This window comes from Aeromonas sp. MdU4 (genome assembly GCF_041929505.1).
Taxonomy (GTDB): Bacteria; Pseudomonadota; Gammaproteobacteria; order Enterobacterales; family Aeromonadaceae; genus Aeromonas.
Genome location: NZ_JBHFMW010000013.1, coordinates 1 through 14,884 on the forward strand (window position 1 = coordinate 1; position 14,884 = coordinate 14,884).

At 38.2% G+C, this 14,884-nt stretch carries 14 protein-coding genes; all 14 read right to left on the reverse strand.

The annotated features are described in order from the left end of the window. Nucleotides 1-799: IS5 family transposase (locus ACE1BR_RS06835; protein WP_374868779.1), on the reverse strand; the 799-nt coding region annotated here is incomplete at its 3' end. A 168-nt stretch (nt 800-967) separates the two neighbouring features. Then, nucleotides 968-2,119, reverse strand: a complete 1,152-nt coding sequence (locus ACE1BR_RS06840) for a glycosyltransferase family 4 protein (protein ID WP_374868781.1) — start codon at nt 2,117-2,119, stop codon at nt 968-970. Next, complete coding sequence (locus ACE1BR_RS06845) at nt 2,116-3,147, reverse strand: glycosyltransferase family 2 protein (protein WP_374868783.1); 1,032 nt, start codon at nt 3,145-3,147, stop codon at nt 2,116-2,118. Before ACE1BR_RS06845 ends, ACE1BR_RS06840 begins: the two co-directional genes overlap by 4 nt. Continuing rightward, nucleotides 3,147-3,707: an acyltransferase gene (locus tag ACE1BR_RS06850; protein ID WP_374868785.1), complete on the reverse strand. Its 561-nt coding sequence runs from the start codon at nt 3,705-3,707 to the stop codon at nt 3,147-3,149. The genes ACE1BR_RS06845 and ACE1BR_RS06850 overlap by 1 nt, the downstream gene beginning before the upstream one ends. Further along, nucleotides 3,700-4,680 carry an O-antigen ligase family protein gene (locus ACE1BR_RS06855; RefSeq protein WP_374868787.1) on the reverse strand — a complete coding sequence of 327 codons (981 nt, stop codon included), beginning with the start codon at nt 4,678-4,680 and terminating at the stop codon, nt 3,700-3,702. The genes ACE1BR_RS06850 and ACE1BR_RS06855 overlap by 8 nt, the downstream gene beginning before the upstream one ends. Before the next feature lie 1,317 nt (nt 4,681-5,997). Beyond that, the gene (locus ACE1BR_RS06860; protein WP_374868789.1) at nt 5,998-7,257 is read right to left on the reverse strand and encodes a glycosyltransferase; all 1,260 of its coding nucleotides are present in this window, start codon (nt 7,255-7,257) and stop codon (nt 5,998-6,000) included. Then, nucleotides 7,258-8,799, reverse strand: coding sequence for an oligosaccharide flippase family protein (locus tag ACE1BR_RS06865; RefSeq protein ID WP_374868791.1), 1,542 nt, complete (start codon nt 8,797-8,799; stop codon nt 7,258-7,260). A 294-nt stretch (nt 8,800-9,093) separates the two neighbouring features. After that, entirely contained in the window at nt 9,094-10,233 is a 1,140-nt protein-coding gene (gene rffA, locus ACE1BR_RS06870) for a dTDP-4-amino-4,6-dideoxygalactose transaminase (protein ID WP_374868793.1), read from the reverse strand. 31 nt (nt 10,234-10,264) lie between these two features. Beyond that, entirely contained in the window at nt 10,265-10,984 is a 720-nt protein-coding gene (locus ACE1BR_RS06875; RefSeq protein ID WP_374868795.1) for an SDR family NAD(P)-dependent oxidoreductase, read from the reverse strand. Between the two features lie 3 nt (nt 10,985-10,987). Next, entirely contained in the window at nt 10,988-12,325 is a 1,338-nt protein-coding gene (locus ACE1BR_RS06880; protein WP_374869071.1) for a fatty acid--CoA ligase family protein, read from the reverse strand. Beyond that, nucleotides 12,306-12,569 carry a phosphopantetheine-binding protein gene (locus tag ACE1BR_RS06885; protein ID WP_374868797.1) on the reverse strand — a complete coding sequence of 88 codons (264 nt, stop codon included), beginning with the start codon at nt 12,567-12,569 and terminating at the stop codon, nt 12,306-12,308. Before ACE1BR_RS06885 ends, ACE1BR_RS06880 begins: the two co-directional genes overlap by 20 nt. Before the next feature lie 26 nt (nt 12,570-12,595). Next, on the reverse strand, nt 12,596-13,336 hold the full coding sequence (locus ACE1BR_RS06890; protein WP_374868799.1) for a hypothetical protein: 741 nt from the start codon (nt 13,334-13,336) through the stop codon (nt 12,596-12,598). A 31-nt stretch (nt 13,337-13,367) separates the two neighbouring features. Next, a complete protein-coding gene (gene rfbC / locus ACE1BR_RS06895) occupies nt 13,368-13,919 on the reverse strand; it encodes a dTDP-4-dehydrorhamnose 3,5-epimerase (RefSeq protein WP_374868801.1) in 552 nt (183 codons plus the stop codon). A gap of 61 nt (nt 13,920-13,980) precedes the next feature. Then, the gene (rfbA, locus tag ACE1BR_RS06900) at nt 13,981-14,859 is read right to left on the reverse strand and encodes a glucose-1-phosphate thymidylyltransferase RfbA (RefSeq protein WP_374868802.1); all 879 of its coding nucleotides are present in this window, start codon (nt 14,857-14,859) and stop codon (nt 13,981-13,983) included. Between the last annotated feature and the right edge of the window lie 25 nt (nt 14,860-14,884).

The window sequence follows — 14,884 nt, forward strand, 5'->3', positions numbered from 1 at the left end:
GCAACTGCTTGAACCGATACATCGCCGTCTCGGCCAGCGAGCGTCGGTGATACCCCGATATCTTCTTCCAGTGCGCCAGTCCTTCCTTGCGCATCACCAGCACTACGTCATTTCTTGGGTGTCCCTTTTTCCATAATCCCGCGCTCTTGCGAGGCGGAATACAGGCTGTCGCCCCCTTTCGCGAGATAAGTTGATGGCTGGCTTTGCTGTCGTAGGCACCATCTGCATAAACACGCCCCAGCTTGCGCCGTAGTGGATTGAGCAGAGTCGGTAACACCTCGGCATCATGGACATTTTCCAACGAGACTTCCGCCGCCACGATATTGTGAGTGGCCGGGACCACAGCCAGATGCAACTTGCGCCAGACTCGCCGTTTTTCGGTGCCGTGCTTTCTGACTTTCCACTCGCCTTCCCCAAATACCTTGAGGCCAGTCGAGTCGATAACCAGGTCGGTGTTACGCCCCTTACCAGGCTGCCGATAGGCCACTGTCACCGTGCGGGCGCGCTTGCTGACACAACTGTAATCGGGGGCACAAAGCGGTACGTTCATCAACTCGAACAGGGAGTCGAGTAGTCCCTGAGTGGCCCGCAGAGTGAGGTTAAAAATCCCCTTGAGCATCAGGAAGGTACAGATGGTCTGGTCAGTATAAAGCTGGCTGCGACCCCGACGCCCATGATGGTCGTGGTGAAACCAGTTACGCATGGCCTCGGCATCAACCCAGAAGGTGAGTGACCCACGGTTAATCAAAGACTTGTTGTATTGAGGCCAGTTGGTGATGGGGTGACGCGACGTGCCCATGATGCAGACTTGAAGAGGATGGTGGTGATTCGCTCACCACCGCCCTGGTTAGCTCCATTCAAGCTGCATAGATTTGGGAAACAACGCCTATAGGAGTTAATAATTAGCCTAGATGGCTCTCGAACAACTTCCTGTTTACAGGACCATAAAAATGGGATGTCTAACGATTTAATAAGAAATTTTTTTCTGTTCTAGAAACTCCAACCATTTTTTCTCTACAAAATTAGTTAGTTCACAGATAAAGCGAGTCTCCGAGAAACGTTCAGCATTTTGGCGACATAACCCAGCATGAAACGCTGTGATATTAAACTCAAAACTAGCAACGGCCTCACAAACACTTGTAACAGTCTGTTCAGGGAAAAAAATTCCTGTAGGTGAATCACAACCTATGGGGCGGACTGTCTCTAGTACCCCTCCCTTTCCAAAGGCTATAACAGGAGTACCACAGGCCTGAGCCTCAACAGGAGTAATACCAAAATCCTCCTCAGCAGCAAATAGGAATGCCTTTGCACGCTGCATATGGGATTTAAGCACATCGAAAGGCTGATAACCAAGTATAGTGATGTTGGCGTGACCTGCAGCTATAGAAGATATTTTTTTAAACTCACCGCCATCACCAATAACAATCAAGCGTTTATCTGGCATATGAGTAAATGCCTCAACAATTAGATCCATTTTCTTGTATGGCACCATACGTGATGCTGTCAAATAAAAATCTTCTTTCTGTTCTACACATGAAAATTTATCTACAGCAACAGGAGGATAAATAACAGTAGCATCGCGCCCATATATTTTTTTTATCCGGCGCGCAATAAACTGTGAGTTAGCAATAAAATGGTCAACACCATTAGCTGTCCGATAATCCCATAACCTTAATTTGTGTAACAGAAACTTAGCAATCCAGCCCATAATACCTTTATTTAAGCCAGACTCGCGCAGATATTGATGCTGTAAATCCCAAGCATAACGCATAGGTGAATGCACATAGCTTATATGTAACTGATCCGGCCCCGTCAGTACTCCTTTAGCCACGGCATGAGAACTAGATATAATAATGTCTGCTTCAGATACATCAATTTGCTCAATTGCAAGTGGCATTAGGGGCAGATACTTCTGATAATGTTTACCTACCTTTGGCATCCTTTGTATAAAAGTAGTTATAAACTTCCTTCCATGAAAATTGTCTCTTTGCTTCTCATCTAAGCAGTCAATTACAGAGAATAACGTCGAATGAGGATATGCTTTTAAAATTTTTGATGTAACCTGCTCAGAACCAGCATATGTCACTAACCATTCATGGACAATGGAAACTTTTTTCATACCCCCCCCTTACGATTCCGCTGTAGAACACGCCTTATAAAGGAGTATCCCAAACGAGATATATTTCCAAAAACAATATTAAATAAATAAAGTCCTATAGGGAGGGGATGATTGAAAAGACCAAGCCTTACTAGCTCAGACTTTAATTCTTTCAGCACAACATAAGGCTGACCAGCATTCATTTCGAAAACATGGAATGATTGCCTAACACAAAGCTCTTTCTTTATATCTGTTATTAAATTAGTGCCTCTACTTTCATCAATGTCTTTTGTTATATCTAAAACGCCTTGCCACATTCTTGCTCTTCCTTTTGCAGAATATGAACCAGGAATATGAAATTCTTTATCATCTTCTGACTGACCAAACATTGGCGGATTATCTGCGCGCCCCCCTATTATAGGGGTTGAAATATAGCCAATCCCACCAGCTAGATATGCTAACGTAGCCAAATAAATTTGATAGTAAAGTGAACCATCATATTTATCTGTTTCATGTTTTTTTGCAAAGCAAAGATTAATAACTAATCCCCCAACGAAACCAGCGCTGCGAAAGATATATTTTGGAGAATGTATTTCAGGGGATATTATAGTGTCTTGATTAAATAATGATGACATCCCTTTGGGTTTATCTACTGAATCAACAAATCTTAAAAAAGCTCTGCTTATAAATTTCACATTGTTTTTTTCGATAAATCGCTTTACTGTGTCAATACAGTTTGGCAACAAAATATCATCATTCCCCATAATAATAGCCCAATCAGCGCTGGCTTCATGAAGACATTTTCTTACGTTTTTGTCATATCCCAAATTTACATCATTTAAACTTAATTGAAACCCAACACCCTTCTCTTCAAACCTCTTAGAATAGGCGTTATAAAGTGCAATGATTTTTTCTCGTTCTGGTGAATAGTCTTCACAAATAAGAACATTGTCAGGTAACGCTACTTGCAATAAAACAGAGTCCAATAATTCTGAAAGTTCCTCTGTACGATTATATGCAGGAATAACAACACAAATACTATTAGACATTATTGATATGACCTTATTTTATTCGCTGGAACTCCGGCGATAAGAGAATTATTCGGGAATATGCCCTTAACAACAGAGTTTGCAGCCACAACAGAATTTGAACCTATATATGTACCAGCAAGAATTACTACACCATCACCGACCCAAACCCTATCACCAATAAAAATGTCTTCAATATCATCTAGTGCTTTCAATGCAGGTGCAGATTCTGTATCAAACAAACCTATCTTAGTAGAGCCATGAGAATGGTCACCTACGTATATGTTCGAACCAAACAAACACTCACTCCCTATTTTTATATTACTCACAGCCGATATATGCACATTGGAACTAAACATTGTTTCTTTTCCAATCCTTATGCATGGAGTATATCTTATGCCCTTATATGAGTGAACGGCTTGAAACCAGCAATTATCACCTACACTACAACTTTCAGCAAAAATTCCTTTGGAACCAAAAATTTTAAAATTGCATCCTATTTTACGAAAACCTTTGATACCAAACACTCGATAAAGAATACCTCTTAAAAGGCATTTTATTTTATAAAAAAATTCAAGCATAATTTTCTCTTTTGACATCAAATCTTACTATCAACATCATCAGCCAAAAGCTGACAGCTAAGAGACCAGACTGCATTGATGAACTTAGCATTATAGATACCAAGAAAAGAAAAACCATACTATAATACGTCATTAAATTGCATCTGTTATAAGCAAGAAGGAATTGAAGCGATATAAACATATAATAAGCAATACCGCCTAACACTCCCAATTCAATAAAAGCGTGGAAAATAAAATTATCCGTATTAATTCTTTTGTCATGCTCGGATAAGACATTCCCTCCCCCCTGAGTTCCAATGCCAATTCCCATTGGCTCTTTTGCTAATAAGTTAATAGAGTTAATTGCCATCTCATATCTCAACTGAGTAGATTGACTGGATCCGGCATCGCTATCTGTAAACCTACCAACAAAAACATCATAATATTTGAAGCTTAATATTGGAGTCAAAACACAAAAAAGAAAAGACATTAAGATGAGCATTCTTTTACTTCTAATGGCATAAAAAATAAAAATACACACTCCTGCAGCAATAGCTCCCCTGGTAATACTTAAAAAAGTAGCAATAAGACACAAGACGAACACCATGATATAATAATTACTTTTTTTATTTTTAAGCTTGGACAAAGATAAAACTATGCCAACGACCATGAAATAACCAAATGCTAGAGCATCTGCGAATCCACCATTAGCACGAACTATATCATAATACTGATTTATTAGTGAAAAACCATCTCCGCCATAATGAGGGTTATATCCAAGTAAAAGTGTAAACTCCCCTCCTGAAAGGACATCCGCGATTGCAACTAACGATGCTATCACTAAATTAGTGCATATCAATGACGCAAGAAAAACAATTGTTTTTTCTCGTTCAAAGACATTCAACCTCAAAATATATAAGTATAAAACGATAAATGTAAATGGATAAAAAATAAAGGCGTGTAAACCTATAATAATTTGAAGAACATTACTCATCTCATTCGTTATGGCGATCAGCACTGAGCAAAGGAAAAGAAAAATTATAAATAGTGTAAACCTTCCTATGTGAGTCTGTTTAGGACTAAATATTACAGGAAAAAGAAATACTGTATAAAAAATAACTATTCCCACTCCCCTTATAATTGGCCCTATAGGGATTCCATAAACCATAGGCAACCATGAGCTTAAATATGGAGAAAAAAGAATAGTCTCAAAGAGTAAAAATATTGTTAGCCTATACTTAAAGGAGAATGTCATTAAACTTCACCATAAAAATTCAAAAAAACCAGAGCTCATGGCAAAAACATAACTGCCACTATTTGTCCGCCACTCTTGAAACTTACAAAATGACTTACTTTAGATTGAACTGATTAATTCATCGTTGTACCGAGTTAAACAGCCACCTTCTCGAGCGATCGCCTCCGAGGGTTGATAATCTACAGTATCGAGCAGGCAATTTCGATAGTAATCGACCTATATGTACTCTAATACCATTTCTCGTATTTCGGTGCCGGCCATGAACAGCTCGCCATGAATAACCATCATCTTCGATAAATGAAAGAAGTTCTCCTGACATGCATTGACATAGCGATTTTATTTAATACTGACCGTGATGTAACAGTGCAGGCTGTGAGCATTCAGCAATAACTGATAGCCATAGGAATAATATTTGCGGCCCCGCAACCTAGCTTGAGCTAGCACAATAACTCAGTCGATAACGCTACGGGAATATAGGCCAAGACGATTATAGATAAAACCTGCATCATCGCTCAAAGGCAAGTAATATTGTCGAAGTACTTCTAGACGCACTTCTGGCTGAAGGCAATCGAGCTGAACGTCTTCGCGAACAGGATGTATATCATCAGCGGATTGCGCAAGTTCTTAGCCACAAGATTACATTATGGTTATGCATATATCTCCCGCCTGGCCATAGAGGCACACTTCACTTTAGTTATTTGGCAAAGCGAATTGCGGCTTTCTACCAGAGAAAAATCACTCCGCTTATCTCAGCCAAATGAGGCTTAATCAGGATATCCTCATCAGCAATTGTTGTTCTCGCTCACCAGTTTTCATATTCTAGCAATTGGTACACCAAGCGTAGAACCGAGCCTCTTTGACACCCAAACGGGTGCAGTTCTCCCTCATTTCAACAACTCGGCCAATCCAAGGCTTCATGATTGTACCACTGAGAAGGATAAACGCAGGGCTTTGTCAGTTGTTAATTTATTAATGAGCCCCATCAGCAGTAATTTTACTCATTTAACAAGAAGCCCCTTTAACCTATAAGGCTTACATCACGACCAAGAAAAACAATCAATAAAGTTCATTAATTATTTTAGTTAATGAAACTATCTGCTTTTCGGCTGAAGTTTTTTCCACTCCATAATTACGAGCGTTGGTTTTCATTGTGTGGACATCGTCTAAAGTGAGACTTACAAACCGAAGTATCATCTTAGATAACGCTTTCGAAGATATTTCATTTGAAATAAAACCCGTGCAACCATTAACAATCAAATCACTAGCAACGCCGACTCTAAATGATATGACCGGAAGCCCAGAAATAATCGCTTCGTTAATCATCATCGGTCCGGCATCCTCAACTGATGGACAAATGAAAACATCCGCAAGATTATATATATATGGATATTTATTCTTATCTTTTATAAAGGGTAGATTTACGTGTTCAAAACCATTAAATACTTCACAATCATAGTCAGAACATCCTACAGTAAGAAATGTTACATCAGAAAATAATTCCAGATTGGATTTTTTTATGATATGCATCGCATCAATAAAATACTTAAATCCCTTTCTTGTATCCGATAGCGACTGAGCACCAAGCAATATGACTTTATTCCCCCGCTGAATACTTATATTTAGGACTGACATAGCTTCTTCTTTTGGCCTAGGAGTGAAAATAGACTCATCTATCCCCATAAGTAACTTAAAGCTACCAAAACTTGGTTTTATTTCACTTATCGCAATTCTGTCATCAAGCCACTCACTACCAGAGAGATAGACACTCTTAACATTGCCGCTAATTCTCCTCCTGTTTTCAAAAACATTTTTGGGTATGGCACGAAACATATTTCGTACGGCTGGACACTGGTTACATGACTCCATGTAGCCCTTACAATCCCATGGATAATGGCATCCACCAGTAAGCGCAGCAACATCCATTAAATAAAATGCGATCGGGCAACCATAGTGCTTTTGTAATTTTTCAATATCATTATCAGATAAAAAACCAGCAACATAATAAATAATTATTAGGTCTGGCGAGTTTTTATATATCTTAAATATTTTTTTCAGCACAAATGATGTTTTGTATAGAAGAAATGTTTTATCCTTCAACCGATCATTTTTTATAATAAGTCGTCTTACTGCTCGATAAAAAAAATCTAGTATCACATGATAAAAACTCGAGATACTAACTACATTCACATCGTTTGACGTTTTTCTTAAAACAAACATTGTTGATTCATGTCCATATCGAACAAGATTGGCATGTGTTCTATAGGCACCATAAAAGGCCCCATTCAAATCCCCAAATGATAAGTGTAATATTTTCACTTAAACACCCCAATTACTTTTCAATGAAATCCTAGATAAAATATTTCTCACTTTAAATCTAAAAATAAATAGAGGTAACGCAATAAAAACTATATTTAACAATGGAGGAAGTAAAATATCAATTAGTTCATAGCTTGAGAAAATTAACTCTGACATATATCTAAAATTAACGTATGAAAAAAATATCAAATAAACTAAAAAAAAGAATAAAGGAACAACAATGCCTCGTATAAACCGCGAAAATCCAATAGGTCCCCATACCAACATAAAAATTAACGAATGTAGAAAAAGAAACTTTGCACTTCCTGCTGCACCAAAATATTTAGCTACAAATATAGAGCAAGGTATTGTCAGCACCGAGTATGAAGCATAAGCATAAAAATGCAACTTTATCTTATTCATTGCATAAAGTACAATAAATAAAAAATTCATAATAACTGATGTTAACGTCGCAGAGACCAGCCAAAAAGCATAAGCATTTATCTCGTCACCAAGAAGTTTATTTCCCATCCATACAGAAATAAGCCTCTCCCCATAAATATAAAAATAGGGTGAAATTGGAACAACAAACAGCGAAAAAATGAAGATAAAATAAGAGACCTCTTTAATAAATAAGACCTTATTATCTTTTTTATACAAAGAGCTAAGTCTTGGCATCAAATATTGCGATACAGGAACCGCAAGCATTGTAATTGTCATCGCCAGCTGTGCCGCTATCTGATAGTGTGCATATGCATCAAGTCTAGCATAAGTTGATAATACTACCTTATCAACTTGCGTTGCCACCATCCATATAAAAGAAAGCCCAGACAAATGGATGGCGAACTTAATGAGATCGCGGAGAGAAGTGATTTCTGACTCAGCACACTCGATGATATCTCTAGTATTTTTTAGAGTCCTTCTATTTGAAAGAATATAAAACAGTAACATTAAAGAAAGAACGGAAACATCAATAAACATTATCACTGAAAGTGAAATGAAGTATAGAGTCAGTACTCTATCATTAGAATCATCGCCACAAAAAAATAAAACAAAATAATATGAGCCTGCGTAAAACAGCACGGAATAAACCATGTTCCATATAGCAAGGGGCACCTGTTTTTCAAGTCCCTGCATAAAGCTAGAAATGTAGGACTTAAAATAAGTACATGCAAGAATAAGCCCCATTGCTTTTATAACAAAAACAGATACCTGTTCATCTACTCTCGTATTCAACCAGTGACTATATATTATATTAGATAGGACATAAAAAACAATAAATATAAAAAATGAAACACCTAAAAATAAAATAACAGCACGAATAAAAACCTTCAGAACAGAATCAAATAGAGTTAGGCTATCTTTACTTATCGATACTTGGCGTATAAATGTGCCACTTATACCTAAGTCCAATATACCTAGCAGACCTATAAGCATAGCCAGAAAGGTAACAAGCCCATATTGCTCCACCCCTAATAATGATATTGTTAGGGGAACAAAGAAAAGAGGCAACACTGTTTTACACAATTGCGACAAATATAAAACTGAAATTTTTTTGATCATGTTACAGTGAAACCCTAATATAAACCACACATCATTGAAAAACGGGTGTTACCACGCCATGTACATGGTATGCATGACTCTAAAAAATATAATTAGATAATTATCCAGAGAGTTATCTTTCACTCTATATGATTATCTAAAAACTCAGCTTAAAAAATAACATGAAATTATGGATGAATAGAAAAATAAATCATCAGAATAAATCTAAGTCAAAGCCAAGGTAATTACCATCGACTTTTAGAAGTAATGCAATAGTGCCTTTTATAAAGGCACTATCATATTTATTAGACCACCTCAAAAGCCCCCCCCCATACTCAAGAAAGAGGATACTTTCTCGCAAATAAAATCCACCTGTTCATCTGTTAATTCATAAAACAACGGCAATCTTACCAGTCTATCACTAAAAAGATCGGCGTATGGCAATTCGCGACTAGTGTGCTTTGATTGATAATACTCACTAGAATGTAGCGACAAATAATGAAATACAGCGTGTACATTTTCCTTCTTAAGAAAATCTATTAATTCAGTCCGCTGCTTGAGACTTTCACATAAAAAATAAAACATATGAGCGTTGTTTGTCGAATAACTTGCCACACAGGGCATTTTAATTTTTTTATTGACAGACAAAACACTCAAATTGTTATAATAACGCATCCAAATGCTTTTTCGCCTAGCCTGGATTACTTCCATATTCTCAAGTTGAGCATAAAGATACGCAGCAATTATATCTGATGGTAAAAAAGATGAACCAACATCAACCCAACCATACTTATCTATTTCACCACGAAAAAATGAGGAGCGATTAGTTCCTTTTTCACGAATTATTTCTGCGCGATGTATATAACTCTCATCGTTAATTACTAGCAGCCCCCCCTCACCAGAAATTATATTCTTGGTCTCATGAAATGAAAATGTACCAAATGTTCCAATACTCCCGAGAGGCCTATTTTTATAGAAGCTATCAATAGCTTGAGCAGCATCCTCCACTACGGGAATACCATGTTGGTGTGCTATATCCATTATAGCATCCATGTCACATGCAACCCCCGCATAATGAACCACAACAATAGCTTTAGTCTTAGGTGTAATTAGTTTTTCTATTTGTACAGGATCAATATTTGGATGTTCTGGACAGCTATCTGCGAAAACTATCTTAGCACCGCGCAAAGCAAAGGCATTAACAGTGGAAACAAAGGTATAGGATGGCGCAATAACCTCATCACCAGGCTTAATGTCAAGCAATATCGCAGCCATTTCCAAAGCATCTGTACATGAAGTAGTCATTAAGACTTTCTTAAAGCCGTACTTATTTTGAAAATACTCGTGACATTTTTGGGTAAATACGCCGTCCCCAGAAATCTTCCCTCTTGCCACCGCTTCAGCAATATATACAAGCTCTCTTCCATGAAGATATGGTTTATTAAATGGAATCATAAATACTCCTCCCACTAAGTTCGACGCTTAATCAAGCTGTGCTACCACCATCAACTTTAAATGTTGCTCCGGTAATCATTTTGGCTTTATCTGAGAGAAGATAAGTGACTATTGATGCAACATCTTCGACAGTCGCCAAAGCGCCTAATGGACTTCTCCGAATAATACTTAATAGTTTATCACCCTCTAATGAAGAGGTCATTTGCGTGCTCATATAACCAGGTGCCACTGTGTTTACAGTGATATTAGCTTTCCCGACTTCTCTAGCAAGAGATTTTGTAAAACCTTCAAGAGCAGCTTTCGATGCACCATAAACTGACAGTCCATTAAAGCCCGTACTTCCAATAATTGAGCCTATATTAATTACACGCCCCTCACCATTCAAAAGCATTGAACGGAGAACATATTTAGTCAGAACAATTGGGGACTCTACATTAATTTTTAATAAACTAGATATTTGAGATTCATGCAAGGTTGCCAATACACCATCATATCCAACCGCAGCATTGTTTACCAACCCATATATCCTTCCGTGCTGCTTAGTTATCAATGATACCAAGTCTTTAATAGACTCAACATTAACCAAGTCAAAATCATAAAATGAGAAAGGTAGAGATTTGTCGTTAACCATAGCTATGGTTTCATCTGAGTGCTTGCGACCTATACCAATGACTTGATATCCATCTAACAATAGATCTTTAGCAATCGCTAATCCAAGCCCCTTTGCAGCTCCCGTTACAATTACATTCATACATTAATGCCTTATTATCTTACCGTTGTTATTAATTTTTATGCCAATATCATCAACAATTTTATATACTACGGGGACCTTAAAACTATCTAAATGAGTTTTACAATGCTCTACCAAGTCTTTTTTCATTTCTCCGATGTCACCGGTATTTTTTGAAAAAACAACATCACAACAAACTAAACTACCCATTATTGGATTTTTTTTTGCATAGACTCTACATAGTTTTACATTGTGATGGTCAAGTAGCACCGATTCAACTTCTTCCGGCATCACTTTATTTCCACCGACATTTATTGCTCCGCTACTTCGGCCAATAAAGTAAACTCTATCTTCAGTGAGGCTAATGATATCTCCACTATCAATAAAACCTTCCGAATTAACTAAATCATTTCTTCCTACATAGGATTGATAGCCGGTTCGATTTTTGATCAACAATGAAGAGGATTCTGAAACTTTTAACTCTATGTCATTAACACCATCGGTCATATAACTGATAGGAAAACCAGCAAAGCCATCATTGACAGAAAAACCCACACCAGCCTCTGTCGAGGCATATATGTGAGTTATCTTTGATAACGGATATATATATCTCAACTTATCCAAAATTTCTTGATTTGATATTTCACCACCCAGAGTTATTATTTTCAAATTCGGGATAAGGTGTTTAATATCATGCATGATCGCCATCCGCCAAAATGTCGGTGTTGCAGACATACATGTGCATTTATTATCACCAAAAAACTTCAATCTACTGATAAAATTATCTCTCTCATCAGGGATGATGATTGATGCTCCACTAAAATATGACTGTAAAAAAACCTGTAATCCAGCAAATCTATCTAGCTGGTAACTAAGCGCCCATCTACTATCCCCACCTATACTCGTATTACGTTTTACTGTTCTAGTAAGTGAGGTTAGTGAATGTCTAACCAACTTGGGGACAGCAGTTGTCCCTGATGTCGGTATAATTACTTCTGTATCATATAGATTATTACTTTCTATTTCTGTAATTTTATTTATTTCTTCAATAACACACTGCTCTCCATCCTTTAGTGATAAGTAAGCATCTATATAACGTTCAGCACAAATAATATCTAAATCATTATCTGTTAGATTGCTGGGGATGAAGACTATTGACTTCACCCACCCGACTAGTAGTGGAATTATCTTTGCGATATCTATCGATGATAACCTCAACAGCCCAATACGTTTACCTTTAATAGATAACAAAATATCTCGGTTTATTTCAAATACTCTTAAATAGTCAGCGTAGTAGAATGAATAATTTTTTGTAACTACTGCAACCCTATTCGAAAAATCTTTATTTTCTTTTATCAACATCAACACTTTTATATACCTGCACAAATTGGCCAAATGTTTTCGGATATATAGGTTCTGCCATCATGGTAAATGGATCAAAACCTAAACGCTCCTCAAGTAGAGTAACCAAAATTGCGAATCCTAATGAATCAAGACCACTTTCTAATAATACTGTATCGTCCTGTAACTTGTCGACTATCAAATCGACCCCGCGCAACTCAAGTGCCTCATGAAATACTTCAAAAATCACATCATTTATAGACATACATCACCTTAATATGAAATAAAAAATCAAACCATTATATGTTTGTGATAATCAACTTTTACACAATTGAACACAAAGCCTAGGCTGCTATATAAATTAACCACACCAATGTTGGCTGCCGAAATTGTAGTTATTATTTTCTTTACTCCTTTACTCTTCCAATATGAAATAACACTTCCCCAGAAAAATGGAGAGTGAAATTCCATGCCTCTCCGGCTACCACCAAGCAAAAACTTGACTGTTTCATTATCTTTATGACATATCATGAATGAGATAATATCACCATCTAGATTTCGATACGTTAAGGCTATGATGTTAGATTGATACTTGAGATCTCGCACCCAAAAACCGAGTCTCTTATCTGCTAATTCAGGAGAAACAAAGGGATCCTCATGAAACCTAGAAAAGCGAAACATTTTATCAGAGGCAACGACTGCTATCTCGTCATATGATGCCTCAGTTTCTATTGTTAATGGGTAGCTCTTAAGAGAGTACGGTTTCGGTAAACTAAATTTATCCAATCTAGGTAGGCAAATATCATATGAGGTTTCACATGGAATAAAGCCAGCATTAATGAGTAATGCTTTTATAGCATAATCATCTGCAGAGAATCTTCCATAAATTAATTCAGCGCCAAAAAATGTTGAGTTACCAATTTCTTCCTTCAGCTCTGTTATATTAGACATATCTAAGTGTAACAGCTCATAAGTTTTTTTCTGAAAAACTTTCTCATCCCAAGGGGTCAATCTACCAAGAACATACTTCATAAATATAAATCACTCAAAAAAAACACGAACATCATGAGATACTCTCAATTTCAAAAAAAGCTAGAGCACACTCATCTTTTTTAGAAAGATTATATGAAATTCCTATACTTGGCCAATCTATACCTAATTCATCATCGTTCCATATACAAGATCTTTCGGATGATGAATTATAATAGGCAGTTGTCTTGTATAAGACCTCAGTATCATCTTTTAATGCTAAAAAACCATGAGCAAACCCTTCTGGGATCCACAACTGACGCTTGTTTTCACCAGACAGGTGAACTCCTATCCATTGCCCGAAGGTCGGGGAGCTTTTGCGGATATCTACCGCTACATCAAACACTTCACCGGCCACACAGCGGACCAGCTTGCCCTGCGCATGAGGGGGCAACTGATAGTGCAAGCCACGTAATACCCCTTTTGAAGATTTGGAGTGATTATCCTGCACAAAGGTAACCGGATATCCTACTGCCTCTTCAAACTGCTTATGGTTGAAACTCTCAAAGAAAAAACCACGCTCATCACCAAAGACTTTTGGCTCAAAAACAAGCACGTCAGGGATTGCTGTCTTGATTACATTCATCTGTCTATCCACATTAAATTCAATCTTTATGGGGGAGCAACTTCCCTCCCCCCATATCACATCAGGCTTTGGCAACCATTTTTAACAAATATTGGCCATACGCATTCTTTGCCAATGGCGCTGCAAGTTCACGAACCTGGTCGGCATTGATAAACTTTTGGCGATAGGCAATCTCTTCCGGGCAGGCTACTTTCAATCCCTGACGCGTCTCGATGGTCTGAATAAAGTTGCTCGCTTCAATCAGGCTTTCATGAGTACCGGTATCAAGCCAAGCATAACCACGGCCCATCATCGCTACCGACAGATTACCTTGCTCCAGGTAGATACGGTTCACATCGGTAATTTCCAGCTCACCACGTGGCGATGGCTTCAGGCTCTTGGCGATCTCCACCACGCTATTGTCATAGAAATAGAGGCCGGTGACTGCATAGTTGCTCTTGGGCTCCAGTGGCTTCTCTTCCAGAGAAATAGCGGTACCCTCTTTATCAAATTCCACCACACCATAACGTTCCGGATCATGCACGTGGTAGGCAAAGACGGTCGCGCCGCTCTCTTTAGCCGCTGCCGCCTCCAGCTGTTTTTGCAGGTCGTGGCCGTAGAAGATGTTATCGCCCAACACCAGCGCACAGGTGTCTGAACCGATAAACTCTTCACCCAGAATAAAGGCTTGTGCCAACCCGTCCGGGCTTGGCTGCACCTTGTATTGCAAGCTCAGGCCCCACTGGCTGCCATCACCCAGCAATTGCTCAAACCGGGGAGTATCTTGCGGCGTGCTGATAATCAAAATATCGCGAATACCGGCCAGCATCAGGATACTCAACGGATAGTAGATCATCGGCTTGTCATAGATAGGCAGCAACTGCTTGCTCACCGCCATAGTCACCGGATAGAGACGGGTGCCTGAGCCACCGGCCAGAATAATGCCTTTACGTTTGGTCATGATGTTTGTTTCTTATTTTTAAATT

Bases quoted from the DNA above. Each gene is read 5' to 3' on its own strand.
- rffA (WP_374868793.1), bottom strand. From the start codon at position 10,233: ATGATTCCATTTAATAAACCATATCTTCATGGAAGAGAGCTTGTATAT.
- ACE1BR_RS06875 (WP_374868795.1), bottom strand. From the start codon at position 10,984: ATGAATGTAATTGTAACGGGAGCTGCAAAGGGGCTTGGATTAGCGATT.
- rfbA (WP_374868802.1), bottom strand. From the start codon at position 14,859: ATGACCAAACGTAAAGGCATTATTCTGGCCGGTGGCTCAGGCACCCGT.
- ACE1BR_RS06845 (WP_374868783.1), bottom strand. From the start codon at position 3,147: ATGTCTAATAGTATTTGTGTTGTTATTCCTGCATATAATCGTACAGAG.
- ACE1BR_RS06885 (WP_374868797.1), bottom strand. From the start codon at position 12,569: ATGTCTATAAATGATGTGATTTTTGAAGTATTTCATGAGGCACTTGAG.
- ACE1BR_RS06855 (WP_374868787.1), bottom strand. From the start codon at position 4,680: ATGAGTAATGTTCTTCAAATTATTATAGGTTTACACGCCTTTATTTTT.
- ACE1BR_RS06890 (WP_374868799.1), bottom strand. From the start codon at position 13,336: ATGAAGTATGTTCTTGGTAGATTGACCCCTTGGGATGAGAAAGTTTTT.
- ACE1BR_RS06865 (WP_374868791.1), bottom strand. From the start codon at position 8,799: ATGATCAAAAAAATTTCAGTTTTATATTTGTCGCAATTGTGTAAAACA.
- rfbC (WP_374868801.1), bottom strand. From the start codon at position 13,919: ATGAATGTAATCAAGACAGCAATCCCTGACGTGCTTGTTTTTGAGCCA.
- ACE1BR_RS06850 (WP_374868785.1), bottom strand. From the start codon at position 3,707: ATGCTTGAATTTTTTTATAAAATAAAATGCCTTTTAAGAGGTATTCTT.
- ACE1BR_RS06840 (WP_374868781.1), bottom strand. From the start codon at position 2,119: ATGAAAAAAGTTTCCATTGTCCATGAATGGTTAGTGACATATGCTGGT.
- ACE1BR_RS06880 (WP_374869071.1), bottom strand. From the start codon at position 12,325: ATGTTGATAAAAGAAAATAAAGATTTTTCGAATAGGGTTGCAGTAGTT.